The sequence below is a fragment of the Marinicella sediminis genome (assembly GCF_002000055.1).
GTDB classification, from domain to species: domain Bacteria; phylum Pseudomonadota; class Gammaproteobacteria; order Xanthomonadales; family Marinicellaceae; genus Marinicella; species Marinicella sediminis.
The window spans coordinates 63492-81336 of sequence record NZ_MVBD01000004.1 but is presented as its reverse complement, the minus strand read 5'-3'; the positions used below and the strand labels follow the sequence as shown (position 1 = coordinate 81336).

The following is a 17845-nucleotide window of genomic DNA, read 5'->3' as shown; positions in this document are numbered from 1 at the left end:
CACTCATGATTGTGTTCAAAACACTGATCCGGTTTATGTTGGTGGCCTCACTTGGGGTTACCATGGCCCATGCACAGGGCAAAATCGGCTATGTGGATATGAACACCCTGATCAACAGTTCTCCGCAGATACTGGATGCCAACCGCACCATCACTGCAGAGTTTGAGGAACAGAATAACAAAATTGCCCAACAGGCATCGGACCTCAAGTTACTGGAGGACAGCATCAGCAAAGAGGGTAATTTCATGACCCCGGACAAGCTGGCTGAATTGCAGGAGCGTGCCAGAATCCTGGACCGTCAGGTAAGGCGGGCCAAAGAAGACCTGAAAGATGCCATCACCATCCGCAATTCCCAGTTGGTTGATGAGGTGCAAAATCAAATCAAAACAGTGGTGGCCAGGTATGCTGAGGACAATGGTTATGATGCGATATTGATCAATGCCATTTTGTATGCCAATGATGACATCGACATCACTGATGAGATTCTGCAGCAGCTCAGGTCTGATTATTCTTCCGGACAATGAGGGGTGGCCATGAAAACCCTCGCCGAACTCGCACAGTTATTGCAACTTAAATACCAGGGAGATGGTCAGGTCCGGTTACGGCGGGTGGGTACGCTGCATGGCGCAAAAGCCGATGAAATCAGCTTTCTGGCGAATTCAAATTACACCAAATACCTGGCCAGCACCCAAGCCGGAGCAGTGATCATCTCACCAGGTATGATTGATCAGTTTTCCGGCAACGCCTTGCTGGCGGATAACCCTTATGTGGTGTTTGCCAAAGTAGCCAATCTGTTCGCAGTAAATAATCAGCAGCCACATTGCCAACACCCCACAGCGGTGGTGGCAGCAACAGCACAAGTGTCCGAAGATGTCAGTCTTGGCCCATTGTCAGTGGTTGGTGAGCGTTCACAGATTGGTTCAGGTAGCCGATTGGCCGCACATGTGTCAATCGCAGAAGACGTGGTGATTGGAGCCGATTGTGAGATCAGGACCGGTGTTAAAATTGAAGCTGGCAGCCGGATCGGTGATCGCGTAATCATTCATCCTGGAGCAGTGATTGGAGCCGATGGCTTCGGCCTGGCCCGTGATAAAGATGGCTGGTTGAAAATTCCCCAGACCGGGGTGGTTGAAATTGGTGATGATTGTGAAATTGGCGCCAATACTACGATTGATTGCGGTGCCATAGAAAACACCATATTGGGTCAGGATGTGCGGCTGGATAATCAGATTCAAATTGGACACAATGTGGTCATAGGTGACCACACGGTGATTGCAGGCTGTACCGCCATAGCGGGCTCAGCTGTGATCGGAAAAAATTGTATGATCGGTGGTGGTGTTGGTGTTGTGGGACACATTAACATCTGTGACGGAGTTACCATTCAGGCCATGGCCCTGGTAACCCACTCAATCAAAGAACCCGGCTCATACAGTTCAGTATCGCCCTTACAAAAAACCAGTCAGTGGCGAAAAAATGCGGTTCGGACCAGGCAACTGGACAAACTGGCCCGCAAAATCAATCAACTGGAGAAAAAAATCAATGACTGAGCAAGCTCAAACCATCGGTGTGGAACAAATCATGGAATTGATACCTCACCGTTATCCGTTTTTACTGGTCGACAGGGTGGTGGCATATGAACCCGGTCAATGGATCAGGGCGATCAAAAATGTGACATTCAATGAGCCTCAGTTTCAGGGCCATTTCCCGGATCATCCAGTGATGCCTGGCGTGATGGTGATAGAAGCCATGGCGCAGGCAGCCGGGGTATTGACTCAACTGTCCCGGGAAGGGCTGGCCAATGATGCGTTGTTCTACCTGGTTAAAGTAGACAATGCCAAGTTCAGTCAGATTGTGGTGCCCGGTGACCAGGTTGAGTTTGAGTGTCACATCAAAAAAGTCATCAAAAATATGACCATGTATCAATGCAAAGCCAGGGTTGCCGGTAAAGTGGTGGCCAAAGCTGATTTATTGTGTGCAGAGAAGAGTAAATGATCCATCCAACAGCCATCATAGACCCCAGTGCCCGTATTGGCGAAAACGTCAGCATTGGCCCTTACTGTATCATTGAAGCAGATACCGTGATCGGTGATGACACGGTGTTGAAGTCTCATGTGGTGGTGGCCAACCACACCGAAATAGGCCGGGGCAATAAGATTTATCCGTTCGCCTCAATCGGTGAGGACCCTCAAGACAAGAAGTTTGCAAATGAGCCAACCCGACTGGTGATCGGTGACCACAACACCATCCGTGAATACGTGACCATTAACCGGGGAACGGTGGATGATGATGGCATCACCACAGTGGGCAGTCATAACTGGATTATGGCTTATGTTCACATTGCTCATGACTGCATTTTGGGTGATCACACCATTCTGGCCAATTGCAGTTCACTGGCCGGACATGTGCATGTCGGTGATCATGTGATCCTTGGCGGGTTCACAAAATTGCATCAGTTTTGCCGGGTGGGTGCCCATGCCTTCACAGCCATGGATTCTGGTTTTCAAAAAGACGTGCCACCGTTTGTCATGGCTCAGGGTAATCCGGCTAAGCCCAGGGCAATTAATTTTGAAGGATTGAAACGACGTGGCTTTGATGCCACCCGGATTGCGGCCATTAAAAAAGCCTATCGCATTATCTATAAATCAGATCTGAAACTGGAACAAGCCATGGATGAACTGACGGCTCTGGCCAGTGAGTCAGCAGATGTCCAGATGATGGTCGATTTCATCAAAGCATCCAGCCGCAGCATCATTCGTTGATGTCAACAGGTCCGGTCACAATTGCCGTGGTTGCCGGGGAAGCATCCAGCGATTTGATTGGCGCCGATCTGATCAGGGATTTACAACGCCTCAACCCAGGATGTCAATTTGTCGCTGTTGGGGGCCGGCACATCAAAGCCACTGGCGCTGAATTGATTCAGGATAATGAAGTATTTTCGGTGATGGGTCTGGCAGAAGTGTTGAAAGACCTGCCACGCCTGCTCAAAACCAAAAAACAAGTGGTTCGCACCATCCTGTCATCGAAGCCAGATCTGTTTATCGGGGTGGACTCACCAGATCTGAACTTTTCCATTGCCAAAGCCATGAAAAAACATGGCGTTCCGGTGATCCATTATGTCAGCCCATCCGTTTGGGCCTGGCGACCGGGCAGGGTACACAAAATGGCCCGCTTCATCGACGGTTTACTGACGCTGTTCCCTTTTGAAGTCGAATGTTATTCAGGGACGGGTATCGATGCCCGGTTTGTTGGTCACCCATTGGCCAAACAAATTCCGCTGCAGGTAGATAAACAACGGAGCAGAGCACAGTTGGGGTTGTCAGATAAAAAAATTCTGGCTCTGTTGCCTGGCAGCAGAAACCGTGAAATCAAAGAGCTCACCCCGGTGTTTGCTGAAACCGTCAGGAAACTGAACACCAGTGACGAGTGGCAAGTGGTTTCCAGCAATGTCAGTGAAGCCAAGCAAAAGCAGGTGGCGAAATTAGCAGCAGAACAGCAGTTGGAGCTGAACTTTGTTGATGACACCAGTGCCTTGCTGCAAGCCGCAGATTTTGCCTTACTTGGCTCTGGAACGGTGGCTCTGGAGGCTTTGCTGAGCAAAACCCCCATGGTGGTTGCCTATCGCATTTCACCAATCACCTGGTGGCTGGTCAAAACTTTTCGCATGATGCAATTACCATATTATTCATTGCCCAATGTACTTGCCGGTGACTTTTTGGTGCCAGAAGTGATGCAAAATGATCTGACCACTGATAACCTGCTGACTGCCTGTAGGGAAGTCATCAATGACCCGCAGGCTGAACAACGCATGATGCAGTTTCATCACATTCATCAATCGCTGCTGACTGCACAACCCGATCAGGCTGCCAGGGCCGTACTGAATCTGGCGGAGTCATTGTGTTAATTGCCGGTGTCGATGAGGCAGGCCGTGGGCCATTGGCTGGCCCGGTGACGGTGGCTGCGGTGATTTTGCGGGATGAAATTCCCGGTCTGGATGATTCCAAAAAACTCAGTGAAGCCAAACGGCTGACATTGGCACCACAGATCATGGAGCAGGCCTTGGCCTGGTCGGTGATTCATGTTGATGTGGCGGTCATTGACCAAATCAATATTTTGCAGGCCACCATGCAGGGCATGCAGCAAGCAGTGAAGGCGCTGAGTACGCAGCCGGATGAAGTGTTGGTCGATGGCAATAAATGCCCTGATTTTCAACTCCCCGCACAAGCCATTATCGGTGGTGATGGTAAGGTGGCGGCGATCAGTGCGGCGTCGATCCTGGCTAAAAGTGCGCGTGATGCTTTGATGACAGAACTGCATCAGGAATACCCTGCTTACGGCTTTGACCGTCACAAAGGTTATGGCACACAACAACACCTGGCTGTACTCAAAGCCCAGGGCCCTTCTCCCCATCACCGGAAAAGTTTCGCTCCGGTGAGAAACCTGTTACAAGCGGAGTGGTTGCGATGAACCAGGCTCAACCTTTTGTTCATCTGAATGTGCATACGGAATACGCCATTGTGGATTCCACCATTCGGATACCTCAGCTGATTCAAAAGATCAAGGAACTGGGTATGCCAGCGGTGGCGATCACCGACATGAACAATGTGTTTGCCACGGTTAAATTTTTCAATGCCGCCCTGAAAGCCGGCATCAAACCGATCATCGGAGCCGATATCTGGGTAGAAGACCCGGATGATCCGGAGTTGGTTTATGAGTTGACCTTGTTATGTCAGGATCGCACCGGGTTCCTGAACCTCAGTCAAATCATTTCTCACGCTCAATACAATCGCAATGCAGCTCATCAACCGCGGGTTAACCAGGAATTCATTTTTCAGCACCATGAAGGGCTGATCGTCTTGGCTGACAGCCTGCACAGTGATATAGGGCACCACATAGCCAATGATAAACTGGAAATGGCACTGGACGCCATGTTGGGCTGGAAAGCCGTGTTTGGTGATCGTTATTATGTGGCCATTGCCCGGATCGGCCGGGAACACGAAGAGGGCATTCATTCGGCCGCCATTTACATGGCTGCACATCAACAGGTCCCATTGGTGGCCACGGGGCGTTGCCGGTTTCTTGAAGCGGAAGATTTCAACGCCCATGAGGCGCGGATTTGTATCAATCGGGGTTACGTACTGGCCGACCCAAAACGGCCCAAAGAATACACCCAGCAACAATATGTTCAGTCGACTGCTGAGATGGCCGCTGAATTTGCTCAGTTTCCTCAGATGGTGGAAAACAGCCACCTGATTGCACAGCGTTGCAGCCTGGACTTTAATTTCAAAGATTATTACCTCCCGGATTTCCCGATACCGGAAGGTTTGACCATTGACAGTTATTTTGCTCAACTGTGTAAAGACAACCTCAATGAGTTTCTCGAGAAGCATGGCCCGGATCCTGATTACAGCGAACAGGATTACCATGATCGACTGGCACATGAAGTCAAAGTGATCCTCGATATGGGATTTCCGGGATACTTTTTGATTGTTTCTGACTTCATCCGCTGGTCGAAAAAAAATCAGATTCCTGTGGGTCCGGGACGTGGTTCAGGTGCGGGCTCGCTGGTGGCTTTTGTGCTGCGCATCACCAACCTTGATCCGCTGAAATATGAATTGCTGTTTGAGCGTTTTTTGAATCCAGAGCGGATTTCAATGCCGGATTTTGACGTCGATTTCTGCATGGATCGCCGTGATGAAGTGATTGGCTACGTGGCCGATAAATACGGCAAGGAAAAGGTCAGCCAGATCATCACTTATGGGTCGATGAATGCCAAAGCGGTGATCCGTGATGCTGGTCGGGTTTTGGGTTATCCTTACCCAGTGGTAGACGGTATTGCCAAACTGATTCCCAACGACCTGGGGATCACCCTCACCGAATCACTGAAAAAAGCACCGGAACTGGCACAACTGTATGATGAGGATGATGAAGCCCAGGAAGTGATTGATCTGTCGCTCAAGTTAGAGGGGCTTAAGCGCAACGTGGGTAAACATGCCGGTGGGGTGGTGATTGCACCCAGTGCCATCAGTGATTTTTGCCCGGTGTATGTGGAGGAAAGTTCGCAATCCGTGGTTTCTCAGTTTGACAAGGATGATGTGGAATCCATCGGTCTGGTTAAATTTGATTTCCTGGGGCTCCGAACACTGACCATCATAGATTGGGCTTTGCAATCCATCGAGCAGGAAACCGGTGACAAACCTGATATTGATCTGATCCCGCTGGATGATAAAAAAACCTTCAGGTTGCTCAGGTCTGCCAAAACCACCTCTGTGTTTCAGCTGGAATCAGCGGGCATGCAGGGACTCATCGGGCGCTTAAAGCCAGACAGTTTCGAAGACATCATTGCGTTGGTGGCGCTTTACCGGCCAGGCCCGCTGGATTCAGGCATGGTCGACACCTATGTCAAATGTAAACATGGCATGGAGACTCCGGATTACCTGCACGAATCACTGACCGACATCCTGAAACCGACTTACGGGGTGATTTTGTATCAGGAGCAGGTGATGCAGATCGCCCAGGTGTTGTCAGGTTTTACCCTGGGTGGGGCCGACATCCTGCGTAAAGCCATGGGTAAGAAAATTCATGAAGTGATGGCTCAACAGAAGCAAATCTTCATTGATGGGGCAGTGGAACGTGGGGTCAATGGTGATCTGGCAGCTGATATTTTTTCCAACATCGAAACATTTGCCGGATACGGTTTCAACAAGTCTCATTCGGCTGCTTATGCCCTGGTGTCCTATCAGACCGCGTTCCTGAAAGCGCACTATCCTGTGCACTTCATGGCTGCGGTGTTATCTGCGGATATGGATAACACCGAAAAAGTGGTCAATCAGCTGTATGACATACGCAGTTTTAAAATTCTGGTCAGGCCACCAGATGTGAACCAATCGGTGTATCGTTTTAAAGCCAGGGAAGGTGCCATCATTTATGGCATGGGAGCCATCAAAGGTGTTGGAGAGGGTGCCATTGAAGAAATCGTTGAGGCCCGGGAAAAGAATGGTCCTTTTGAATCTTTTCAAGACTTGTGTACCCGGGTAAATCTGCGCAAAGTCAATAAGCGAACCCTGGAGGCACTGATCAGATCAGGTGCATTTGATCAATTACATGACAACCGCAAACAATTATTGGTGGGTATGGAACAGGTGGTCAAAGCCGCTGATCAAATGTCCAAAGATCGTGATTCCGGCCAGTTTGATTTATTTGGGAATGCCACCGGCAACAGTTCTTATCAATCCATCCAATTACCTGAAGTGGCTGACGACCCCAGCCTGGAACGCTTGTTGGCCGAGAAAACCGTCACCGGAACCTTCCTCAGTGATCATCCTTTGCGACTGGCCAGTTCATGTCTGTCTCATGTGATGACTTTTGAATTGGCTCAATTCACAGAAATGAACATCAAAAACGCCAAGCCCAGGGATTTTCGGGTTCTGGGCTTGGTGGTCGGTGTGCGCCCGGGCTTCAAGGGTAAGATGAAAGTCAGGATCACTGATCAGTCGGGTGCATTTGAGTTCAGCCTGAGTGAGCAAGTCTATTATGAATACCAGGAGTTGCTGGAACCCAATGCCATGTTGTGGGTAGAAGGCACAGCCGGTATGAAAACATTCAAAGGTAAAGACGGCAAACCAGACAATGAGATTTTTGTGACTTCTGTCAGCCAGTTGTATGATGTTGAATCTGCAGTTGCTTTGTACTGTGAACGCATCTGCTTCGTCAGCAAAGCACACAGTGAGCGGTTGGCCAATGACATAGATGACTTGTTACAGCAACACGGCAAGGGTAAGGCGCAACTGTACGTACATTACAAAAAGGCCGGTCAAAAAGTTAACCTTAAACTCTCAGAGGATCACAAAATCAGGCCTTCTTATAGCTTATTTCTCGATGCATTGCGCCGCCCCTCGATACAGGGCATTCTCACCAAAGGCAATTGACGCATTGACACCTCATTGACGGATCAGACTATGTCCGTCATCGGTGATGATCAACCGGTAGGAGACATTCCGCCCCATTTTTTTGACTGTTTTGAGTAATCGCAGATTGGCCTGGTGCATGCCTGCTTGGTCATTGTGCCAGGTGATCACCGGATCCTGAGTCACCACCCCCAGTTGAACCCGAACAGGGGGGGACGCAGCGATCAACTGATGATTGTGTAATTGTGATTTGTTGATTTGGATTTGTAGTTCTGTGGACCTGGCTTTTCCTACATACTGGCACAATAACGAGACTTTGGGTTGGCTGTACTCATAGGCATGCTTGCCCAGCCATATCAGCAAGGAACCCTGAGGCAACAGCCGGCTGGCCAAGTCCAGTCCCCAATAGCGAATGACCAGCATCAGCAAAGCAAAACCAAAGGCCGTGAAAGAACACAACAGCAATATTCCGCGCAGCATGTCACTGAAGGAAAACTGGTCAGGCGTGCGGTCAGGAATGTATACCCAAAGCACCACCCAAAACAAAGCCACCAGGATGAAAAATGAAACTGATTTTCTGAACACAATGAAACTCTGGTACAAAAGCCGGCATTGTACCAGAGTTATTCATCAGATCAGGTGAAGCTTATTGATCACCGCCAACTGGTTCAAGCCCGGCTTCAAACTCCGAGAAGAATAAGCCAAAAACTGCATCACACTGTCCAGGTCCCAGGCATTGGGTCTGCCCGGGAGCTGGTTGAATCGTGCTGTCGGGACAACTCAGGCAATTGGGTTGACCGGCAAGGTCCTGAAAACTACCCGACGGGCACTGACTGCATTGGGCAGCGCCGCTGAATTCTGCAAAGGTCCCGGGCTGGCAATCAAAACAGGTGTTTTGCCCAACCCCGTCCTGATACTTCCCGGTTGCACACAAGGTGCAGGCACTGCTGCCGGTGTTTTCTGCAAAAGTACCCGGCCCACAGGCCTTACAGGACACCTGTCCGGCAATGTTTTGATAGGTTCCTTCATTACACGCGGTACAGCTCAGTTCGCCTGAAGTATTGGTGTAGGTGCCTGGCAGACAGGCCGGGCATGAATCAGCTCCTGTGACGTTGCTCGCAGTGCCTGGTTCACAAGCCTTGCAAAAAGCTTGTCCGGTGCTGTCTTGGAAAGTGCCCTGTGGGCATGCACTGCAACTGGCCAGGCCTTCAGTGGGGGCAAAAGTGCCTGCCGAACAGGAGTTGCAATTGATGGCTCCGGTGATGTCACTGAAAGTGCCGGCCGAACAGGCCTGACAACTGCTTTGACCTGGCTGATCCTGAAAGGTACCTACCGGACAATCTGTACAGGCATTCAATCCTTCGCTGCCGGCAAAACGGCCCACGGAACAGGCGCTGCAACTGGTGGCGCCGATCTGATCATTGAAAGTACCTAATGCGCAGTCGTTGCATTGTGCCTGGCCAGAGAGGTCCTGAAACCGGCCCTGCGGACAGGCATTGCATTGGGCTGAACCAGCCATGCTGGCAAATGATCCGGGCGCACAGGCAGTGCATTGAGTGGCCCCGGTAACTGCGCTGAAGGTGCCTGGTTCACAGATTTTACAGCTGTTTTGATCTGCCTGGTCCTGGAAGCGGCCCACGGCACAAGGCAGACATTGGCCATTGTTATTGAACGAGCCGGGGGCACAGGGTTGGTATGAAACGGCATTGGGCAGGCTGCCTGATTTTCCATTGGCCTGAATCACGGTGATGGGTTTATCTGGCCCGCGTCCGGGAGGAACAAGGCAGTCTATTGAGTTCTGTGTGAAGGCCAGAATTTGGCACGCAATGCCACCCACCAAAACCTGGCCAGCCGTGGTGCCAAAATTGGCCCCACCAATGCTGACCACAACCCCACCGGTTTGTGGGACTGAGATTGGATTGACTTGCGAAATCAACGGCGCATTGTAGGCAAAAATGTGTGAGTCACCATTGAAAATCTGAGTGGCATCACTGAACACCAGCACAGGTTGGTCACCGGTTCCGGCAGGCACGTTACAGATGACATCCACCGCAGAGATCTGCAAATTACCACATGATTGATCACCGACCAGCACTTGGGTAACTGATAATGGATTGGGTATGCCACTGATGACCAGCGGGTAGTTGCCAATGGTCTCTCCGCCTGATGGATTGATGTTGATGCTGAAATCGTTACCTGCCTGTACCGCAGCGCTCAGCAATAAACAGAACCAGAATGTCCACACACTTTTCATGATATCCCCGTTTTTGATGATTGATTCAAATGATTTTAGCACAGCAGATCAGTGTTGATTAATGACTAATTGACCATGGCCGGACTGGTTTTTATTGATAGAATCAATGACACCATAAATCTGGAATGAAATGATGACAATCAAGCGGATAATGATGTTTCTGTTGTTGGCGGTAAGCGTCAATGCTCAGGCGGCGACTTTTTATGTGCTGCGGCATGCTGAAAAGGCCAGTGATGGCAGCAAGGACCCGGCGTTGACTGAGCAAGGTTACCAGCGAGCGGCCAATCTGGCTGGCATGCTTGCCAATGCCGGGATTAAAAAGGTTTATGCCAGCGATTATCAGCGCACCCAATTAACTGCCGGACCATTGGCTGCACAGCTTGGTATTGAAGTCACCAGTTATGACCCCCGTGACTTGCCGGGTTTGAAAGAACAGTTGCTCAAAGAGGATGTGAATGCCATGATTGTTGGTCACTCCAACACCACACCGATGCTGGTTCATTTGTTGTCCGGGCAATCAGTGACCAATCTGGACGAAGCCAATTTCGATTTTTTGTTTCAGGTGGTACGTCAGGGTGAACACGTGGTGGTCAATACTTTGCGTTCAGCACCTACCCGTGCCCATGCAGGCCTGACCGACTGGCAGCCACTCAATGACCACTGGTTTTCTGGTTCACTGACGTTCAACATGCAACTCAATGGTGATGTGGTGGGCCAGTCGGTTCATGCGTTCAGTCAAACGGATGAGTACTATCAATTGCATGAAAAGACGACCATCGAAGCTTACAAGATTGAGGCTGACATCCGTGCCGAGGTCAGCCGGTCTAAGCTGGCGCCACTGAGTTTAACCATGACCGGAGCCATGGGGCAGCCGGTGAATATTGACCTGCATTGGCAAGGGCAAAAGGTTACCGGTCACAGTCAAATGGCACGTGAACCGTTCAAGCCACAGGGGACGGTCGATATTGATGCAACCCTGAAGCCAGGAACCACTGAACGGACCAGCCTGATCATGCTGGCTCACCTGTTGCCAGTGAGCGCTGAACAGCCGTTGCTGGTTAACTGGTTCAATGGCTATGATGCCGATCAGCGGCTGATTGATATCACCTACGAAGGCGAAGAACAGATTACCGTCCCGGCCGGCACCTTTGATACCTATAAAGTTCAGTACTCGGGAGGCGCGCCGTCACAATATTTCTGGATCGATAAGAAACAGCCCAAAGTGGTGAAAATCGAAGTGATCAAATCACCGTGGTCGTATGAACTGGTGGAAGCGATTCAGGAGTAAAATGACGCAAAGGCGTGGAGCCTTGAGGTCGCTCAGCTTATAATGGGATCATGTGCGGCGCGTATAATGTCATCAATGATCCATTCACCCACGCGGTGACTGAAGCTTTGGGGGTTTCACAAGTGGAAACCCGGGGTATCCGGGTGCCGGCTTCAACCATTCAAATTGTCACCGAAGACACCAATGACCGTTACCTGGAAGATGCCAAGTGGTGGTTGTTGCTGGGCAAGGATGGGAAACCCAACTACCAGTACGCCACCTTCAACAGCCGCTGGGACAAGCTGTACACTTCGCCGCTGACGAAAACCCTGTTCCGTACCTCGCGCTGTATCATGCCAGCCTCCGGGGTGATCGAAGGCCAGAACAAGCAGTATCACCACATCACCTCAGAGCGTGGCGCGCTGGCACTGGGGGGGATTTATAAACAATACCAGATCAATGACGAAACCCTGACCACCGCTTCGGTGATCACCTGTCCCGGTAACCCCAAATGGGAAGACATCCACCGCAAGTCAGTACCGCTGATGCTGGATTGGGAAGATGACAGTCTGATCGATATGTGGCTGGATCCGACGCTGACCGACAGTGAAGCGTTGCGTCATTTACTGACCCCCAAAATCAACATGAACCTGATCGCCACCCCGATAACCGGGGCCAGAGATCTGACCCCAAGGGCCGAACAGATAGAGGTAACCGCCGATGAGTAAAGTGACCCTGATCAAACCCCGCACCTCGCGGGTGGAAATACCGTTTTATGAACCCAAAGTGCCGGCCGGTTTTCCTTCGCCTGCCACCGAATACCTGGGCGACACGCTGGACTTGAATGAATACCTGATCCACAACAAAACCGCCACCTTTTTTGCCAAAGTGGAAGGTGATTCAATGACTGGTGCGGGGATCTTTGAAGGCGATCTTTTGGTCATCGATCGTTCCCGCAACCCCAGGCACAACAGCATCGTGGTGGCAGTGATTGACAACGAATTCACCGTTAAACGTCTGTGTACCCGTGACGGTATCGAGCTGCGTCCGGAAAACCCTGCTTACCAGCCCATCCGCATCAGTGGTGAGACGGAAATGCAAATCTGGGGGGTGGTTACCAGCATTGTGCGCAAACTGTGAAATCACTGCTGGTGTTCACCTCAGGCATCCTGTTATCAGGCTGTGTGTTGTTTGCTTCAACCCAAAGCATTAAGCATTCTGATGTGCAGACCGTGGCTGTGCGGCAGACAGCTTATGGCTGGCAGCTGATTCATCAGCGCATGGCCCTGGCTCATTCAGCCGAAGAAGCCACAGTCAGGCCCATACTGGAGCGATCAATGGACAAACGCATTGAAAAGCTGTGTGATGGTGATGTGCTCTTCACTGACCGGGTGTTCGAACGCCTGTATGTATTGGACCATGCCGATGGTGGCAGGCATCATTCATATAACCTGCTGGCCAGGGTGGTGTGTAAAGATGCGATGGAGCAGGACCCCAAAGTGTTTCTGGAGACGTTGAAGAACAACACCCATGTGTTCCAGGTCATTGGCACTGCTTATCACATTGAAGCCCCCGAGACAGCAGTGCTCACGGCACAGATCAAGGCGCAACTGGCAGAACCTGCCAACCAGGTGTGTCCGGGTTTGTTGTCTGTGCAGTCGGTTCAATACAAATCAACTCAGACAACAGAGCGGTTGTTTGATGGCGTATGGTGGCCGGTGGAAAAACTCAAGGTGGTGGTGACCGTCACCTGTCATTGATCTGGCTGGCTCAGACCGCCAATCAACCACACACCGGTCAAACTGAGTCAAATTTTCGTGAACCATTTCAACCCCCGGAAATCAAGTGGCTGTGAGCCAGGGAGTTGAGTGAGGGTGATTTGAAATGAGCACCGCAGAATCAATGACTTTGAACCCATTGGGTGTGATCATTGAATGCCAATCCGATTATTCATAAATCGCTTCTCAGAAAACGAGAACCGGGGTTAAGATAATGGCCCCATGATTGCGCTGTGTGATGTCAATAATTTCTATGTGTCCTGTGAACGGGTGTTCCACCCGCAGTTGCAGGGCAGGCCGGTGATTGTGCTGTCCAACAACGACGGCTGTGCGGTGGCCCGCTCCAATGAAGTGAAAAACCTGGGCATCAAGATGGGCGCCCCGCTGCATCAGATCCAGGACCTGGTCAGGCGGCACAACATTGCGGTGTTTTCTTCCAACTATGTGTTGTATGGTGACATGTCCAACCGGGTGGACGACATCATTGGGCTGTACAGTGATCAGGTGGAAAATTACAGCATCGATGAATCCTTCATTCGCTTTGATGGTTTTGAACACCTCAATCTGACCCGGCACTGCCAGCAGATGGTGCAACAAATCGACCAATGGCTCGGCTTGCCGGTGTGTGTTGGTCTGGCGCCATCGAAAACCCTGGCCAAGATCGCCAATCACTACGCGAAGAAACTCAAAGTTGATGGCAACGTACTGAATCTGTCCCATGAATACCACATCAAACAGGCATTGGAACATTTGCCGGTGGGGGAAATTTGGGGTGTGGGCCGGCGGCTGTCCGAACGGCTTAATCAGATGGGCATTGAAACCGCTTTGCAATTACGTGATGCCGACCGCAAAACCCTGCGTAAACGTTTCTCGGTCAACATGGAACGCACCATCATGGAACTGCGTGGGGTGGCCTGTGTTGAATTTGATGCCGATCCGGAGAAGAAAAAGGAAATCGTCTGTACCCGCTCCTTTGGTAACAAGTCTGATGATTATCAGTTGCTCAAAGAAGCGGTGGCCTACCACGTCAGTCGTGGCTGTGTGACCTTGCGTGAACAGGGTTCGGTGGCAGCCTGTCTGACGGTGGGGATCAAAACCAACCCGTTTTCCAAAAATGACCGCCAGTACAGCAATTCCATCACCTTGCAGCTGCCCCAGCCCAGTGACTACACAGGTCATTTCCTGGCAGCGGCCTCACATGGCCTCAGACGGATTTTTAAACGTGGCTTTCAGTATAAAAAAGTGGGTATCATGCTGGCTAACCTCAGTGACAAAGGTTCGGTACAGCAGGACCTGTTTAATCCGGAGCCGGTCAGTCGTAAAAACGATCAACTGATGCAGGTGATGGACCAGATCAATGACCGCTACGGCAAAGGCAAACTGCGCAGCGGCACCGAAGGCTTCAGCAAACAGTGGGTGATGCGCTCAGAGAAAAAATCCGCGGCTTTCACCACCCGCTGGGAAGACCTGATCAAAATCAAATCCTAGGAGGGTTGTTCAATTAAACCCGTCCTCGAAAATGATGTCATTGACCAGGCTTTCATCGGCTCCCAGATCAAATGGCCCCTGATTGTTGTTAAAGCCCGGGTCATCCCAGCCTCGGGATTCAAAATTGATGTCCGGATGCTGGATGTTCGCCTGGCTGTCATCACAGAAATCAATGGCCGGTGATGTCATTGGATTCAGGGAAAAATCGCCCATCGCCGGATTGACAAACTCCGGGTCATCCACTGCCACCTGGGTGCCGGAGAATGACAGGTCTTCATGGGCCATCAGGCAGTGAATGGTGGTGATGCCTGCTGCGGCATTCAGCACGTCACCGGAGCTGGCATCATCGACAATTGATGACTGCAGGTTCAGAGATGAATTCAGTGCCGGATCGACATTGAATACCGCCACTTCAGCGCGGTTATCAGTGAAGGTGTTGTGTACCAGTTCAGCGGTGGCACCGAGGCTGACACTGAGCACATGGTTGTCAGACCAGCCACCAGCACCGTCCTCACCATTTTCATTGAGGATGCTGCCTTCGATGCGGGTCACCGATTGTTCACCGGTGCCATAGACCACGGTACCAAAATCGGCCCGGTTTTCTGAGATGAAGGCGTTACTGATGTCGACCTGTGCATTGCGGTTGTACAACAAGCCACCAAGGCCCACAGCGGTGCCGGATTCGTTGCCGAACAAGGCATTGCAAAACACATCGCTCCAGCAGGATCTGTGGTCCCGGTAAACCACCAGTGAGGCCCCGTCATCGACCAGAAAAGCTCCTCCAGGGCCGCCGGAGTTATTGTTTTCAATGCGTGTCCCGTTGATGATGGCTTCATTGTCTGGATGCAACAGACTGATGGCTCCACCACCTTCGGCACCCATGGCGTCGGCATCGGCGGAATTGTTGATGACCAGCAAGGGCGTGGCATCATCACCCAGGCACTGGCCATCGGCACACATTTGCTGGCCGAACAGGAAAACTTTGGAATCATTGATGGAGTGAATGGCGCCACCCATGCGGTTGGCGCTGTTGTTGAACAGTGCTGCACCGCCCAAACCGGCCAGCTGTTCTGTTGTGTTTTCCAGCTGAACATCGGCAGGAGCGCCGCCTGAGTACATGGAAAAAGTACAGCCCTGAGCCAGAAAAACCCCGCCACCTGTGCCGGATGCGCTGCTGCCGGTGCCGGTGCCGATGGCCTGATTGTTATGGATGTTGCTGATACCTGTGAGGGTCACGGAGGCCTGGAACCCCTGGCAGCCAATGCCACCGCCAAACAGTGCGGTGTTGGAACTGATGAATAAATTATGGGCATACAGGTCGGTGTTGCCGGCGAATATCGAAATACCTCCGCCTTGATTGTTATTGCTGTTGTTGATGATATTGACCTGGAATAACTCGATCAGGGCGTCTGTTAAATTGGTTTCAATACCACCGGACTGACCATTTTCCAGGGTTAACCCGATCAGTCGCACGTTGTTGCGGGTGTTGTTGCCAGTGATGCTGATCACGGGTTCTGCGGACAAACTGCCATCAATGATGGCACTGCCACCGGAGATCAATCCGTTATCTGCGGCAGTGCAATTGGCATAACCGCCGCGGATGATGATGTTGGTGTCATCGATGACCAGGTTTTCAAAATAGCTGTCTTCTGTGCTTAATAGAATTTGCTGTGCCCCGGAGTCGATGGCATCCTGAATGCGGTTAGGGCCCATGTTGAAATCACAATCGGCGTCGCCGGCAGCACCGACACTCACCGTACCACCCGTACTGCGGTGATGGTTGTTGGTGAATGATTGTGCAGCGTTTATTTTTTTGAGGTCAGCACGCACTTGCTGCAACACGTTGTCCTGTCGGCTGTTGGCGTGCAGGGTGGTCAGATTGAGCATCAGACAGATGCCTGCGGTGAAGATTATGTTCATGGTTACTCCGGAGTTTCAATTGAGTCATCTGCCACTTACATGGCAGGGTACTTATCCGGAGTATCGATATATCCTGAAATTTATTTATCGCTTTGGTTGTATTCGTGCTGCAGGTAACGTTGTTCTGTCAATGCCTTATCGGGTTCAGTTTGTTCCAGCCAGGTTTGACTGTGTGCCATGATCAATTGACTGAGAAAGGCAACGTGATCCTCATCGGCATTCAGCGCCGGGATGTAACTGAATTGTTCTCCACCGGCCCCGGTGAAATAGCCTTTGTTCTCCACGGCGATTTCCTCCAGGGTTTCCAGACAGTCAGCGGCAAAGCCGGGACATATCACTTGTACATGTTTATGACCCTGGGCCGGCAATGATTTAAGTACTTCCATGGTATAGGGTTTGAGCCATTCCTCACGGCCAAAAATAGACTGAAAAGTGACCTGATACTGGTTTTTGTTCAGCCCCAGTTTTTCTGCCAGCAGGCGACCGGATTTGTGACATTCACAGTGATATGGGTCACCATTGTGCAGGTAGCGCTGGGGAACGCCGTGAAATGACATCACCAATTGATCAGGCTGACCATGTTGTTGCCAATGTTGTTGTACAGAACGGGCCAGGGCATTTATGTATCCACTGTGGTCATGGTAGTGGTTGATGAAGCGCACTTCCGGAATCAGTCGCCAGCTTTGCAGTTCCCTGGTTACGGCATCAAAAATCGAAGCGGTGGTGGAGGCTGAATACTGTGGATACAGGGGGAGTACCAGCAGGCGGTCAACGCGCTGTGATTTGAGTTCAGACAACCCATGGGCAATCGATGGATTGCCATAGCGCATGGCCAGAACCGGTATGATGTCCACCTGGTGTTCCTGGAAATAGGCCTGAACAGCCTGGTGCTGTTGTTTACTGATGGCCATCAATGGAGATCCTTCCCCCACTTCATTCCAAATGCTGGCATAGGCCTCGGCAGATCGTTTGGGCCTGATGTTCAGGATCACGCCATTGAGGATCAGCCACCAGATCCAGCGGGGAAAATTGGGTTCCACCACCCTGGGGTCCGATAGAAATTCTTTGAGGTAAATTTTCAAGGCTTTTTTGGTGGGCGCATCGGGGGTGCCCAGGTTGACCAGTAACACACCAATTCTGCTGCGTTTGCCGTGACGATCATTTGTGCTGTTGAGGTATTTCAATGCAATGTTCCCATTTGATTCAGTTGGCTATTTTAGCCTCAGTGGGTGAT

Annotated in this window: 16 protein-coding genes; 12 read left to right on the top strand and 4 right to left on the bottom strand. The window is 51.1% G+C overall.

Annotated features, from left to right (window positions below; translation table 11 throughout):
• Nucleotides 1-5 precede the first annotated feature (5 nt).
• From B0475_RS06750 to dnaE, 7 genes are read left to right on the top strand one after another with little or no spacing between them, the layout of a single operon-like run.
• A complete protein-coding gene (locus B0475_RS06750) occupies nt 6-524 on the top strand; it encodes an OmpH family outer membrane protein (protein ID WP_077411009.1) in 519 nt (172 codons plus the stop codon).
• A 9-nt stretch (nt 525-533) separates the two neighbouring features.
• Entirely contained in the window at nt 534-1547 is a 1014-nt protein-coding gene (gene lpxD, locus B0475_RS06745; protein WP_077411008.1) for a UDP-3-O-(3-hydroxymyristoyl)glucosamine N-acyltransferase, read from the top strand.
• Nucleotides 1540-1992, top strand: coding sequence for a 3-hydroxyacyl-ACP dehydratase FabZ (fabZ, locus tag B0475_RS06740; protein WP_077411007.1), 453 nt, complete (start codon nt 1540-1542; stop codon nt 1990-1992). The genes lpxD and fabZ overlap by 8 nt, the downstream gene beginning before the upstream one ends.
• The gene (gene lpxA, locus B0475_RS06735; protein ID WP_077411006.1) at nt 1989-2759 is read left to right on the top strand and encodes an acyl-ACP--UDP-N-acetylglucosamine O-acyltransferase; all 771 of its coding nucleotides are present in this window, start codon (nt 1989-1991) and stop codon (nt 2757-2759) included. The genes fabZ and lpxA overlap by 4 nt, the downstream gene beginning before the upstream one ends.
• Nucleotides 2759-3901 (top strand): lipid-A-disaccharide synthase, encoded by a 1143-nt coding sequence (gene lpxB / locus B0475_RS06730; RefSeq protein WP_077411005.1) that lies wholly within the window; start codon nt 2759-2761, stop codon nt 3899-3901. Before lpxA ends, lpxB begins: the two co-directional genes overlap by 1 nt.
• Nucleotides 3895-4464: a ribonuclease HII gene (gene rnhB, locus B0475_RS06725; RefSeq protein WP_232781851.1), complete on the top strand. Its 570-nt coding sequence runs from the start codon at nt 3895-3897 to the stop codon at nt 4462-4464. Before lpxB ends, rnhB begins: the two co-directional genes overlap by 7 nt.
• The gene (gene dnaE / locus B0475_RS06720; protein WP_077411003.1) at nt 4461-7925 is read left to right on the top strand and encodes a DNA polymerase III subunit alpha; all 3465 of its coding nucleotides are present in this window, start codon (nt 4461-4463) and stop codon (nt 7923-7925) included. Before rnhB ends, dnaE begins: the two co-directional genes overlap by 4 nt.
• Before the next feature lie 12 nt (nt 7926-7937).
• Here the strand turns inward: dnaE and B0475_RS06715 are convergent, their stop codons facing one another.
• Both B0475_RS06715 and B0475_RS06710 read right to left on the bottom strand, forming a co-directional pair.
• A complete protein-coding gene (locus tag B0475_RS06715; protein WP_157892757.1) occupies nt 7938-8489 on the bottom strand; it encodes a hypothetical protein in 552 nt (183 codons plus the stop codon).
• Between the two features lie 61 nt (nt 8490-8550).
• Nucleotides 8551-10158, bottom strand: coding sequence for an IPT/TIG domain-containing protein (locus B0475_RS06710; RefSeq protein WP_157892756.1), 1608 nt, complete (start codon nt 10156-10158; stop codon nt 8551-8553).
• Between the two features lie 130 nt (nt 10159-10288).
• Here B0475_RS06710 and B0475_RS06705 point away from each other — a divergent pair, with 130 nt between their 5' ends.
• The 5 genes from B0475_RS06705 to B0475_RS06685 all read left to right on the top strand — a co-directional run bounded on the left by B0475_RS06705 (nt 10289) and on the right by B0475_RS06685 (nt 14691).
• Entirely contained in the window at nt 10289-11446 is a 1158-nt protein-coding gene (locus tag B0475_RS06705; protein ID WP_077411000.1) for a histidine phosphatase family protein, read from the top strand.
• A gap of 50 nt (nt 11447-11496) precedes the next feature.
• Nucleotides 11497-12153, top strand: coding sequence for an SOS response-associated peptidase family protein (locus B0475_RS06700; RefSeq protein ID WP_077410999.1), 657 nt, complete (start codon nt 11497-11499; stop codon nt 12151-12153).
• Complete coding sequence (locus tag B0475_RS06695; protein WP_077410998.1) at nt 12146-12565, top strand: LexA family protein; 420 nt, start codon at nt 12146-12148, stop codon at nt 12563-12565. Before B0475_RS06700 ends, B0475_RS06695 begins: the two co-directional genes overlap by 8 nt.
• Nucleotides 12562-13185 carry a hypothetical protein gene (locus B0475_RS06690; RefSeq protein WP_077410997.1) on the top strand — a complete coding sequence of 208 codons (624 nt, stop codon included), beginning with the start codon at nt 12562-12564 and terminating at the stop codon, nt 13183-13185. Before B0475_RS06695 ends, B0475_RS06690 begins: the two co-directional genes overlap by 4 nt.
• Nucleotides 13186-13425: 240 nt before the next feature.
• A complete protein-coding gene (locus tag B0475_RS06685; RefSeq protein ID WP_077410996.1) occupies nt 13426-14691 on the top strand; it encodes a Y-family DNA polymerase in 1266 nt (421 codons plus the stop codon).
• A 9-nt stretch (nt 14692-14700) separates the two neighbouring features.
• Here the strand turns inward: B0475_RS06685 and B0475_RS06680 are convergent, their stop codons facing one another.
• Complete coding sequence (locus tag B0475_RS06680; RefSeq protein ID WP_077410995.1) at nt 14701-16611, bottom strand: hypothetical protein; 1911 nt, start codon at nt 16609-16611, stop codon at nt 14701-14703.
• A gap of 80 nt (nt 16612-16691) precedes the next feature.
• Entirely contained in the window at nt 16692-17795 is a 1104-nt protein-coding gene (gene hemH / locus B0475_RS06675; RefSeq protein WP_077410994.1) for a ferrochelatase, read from the bottom strand.
• Nucleotides 17796-17845 lie beyond the last annotated feature (50 nt).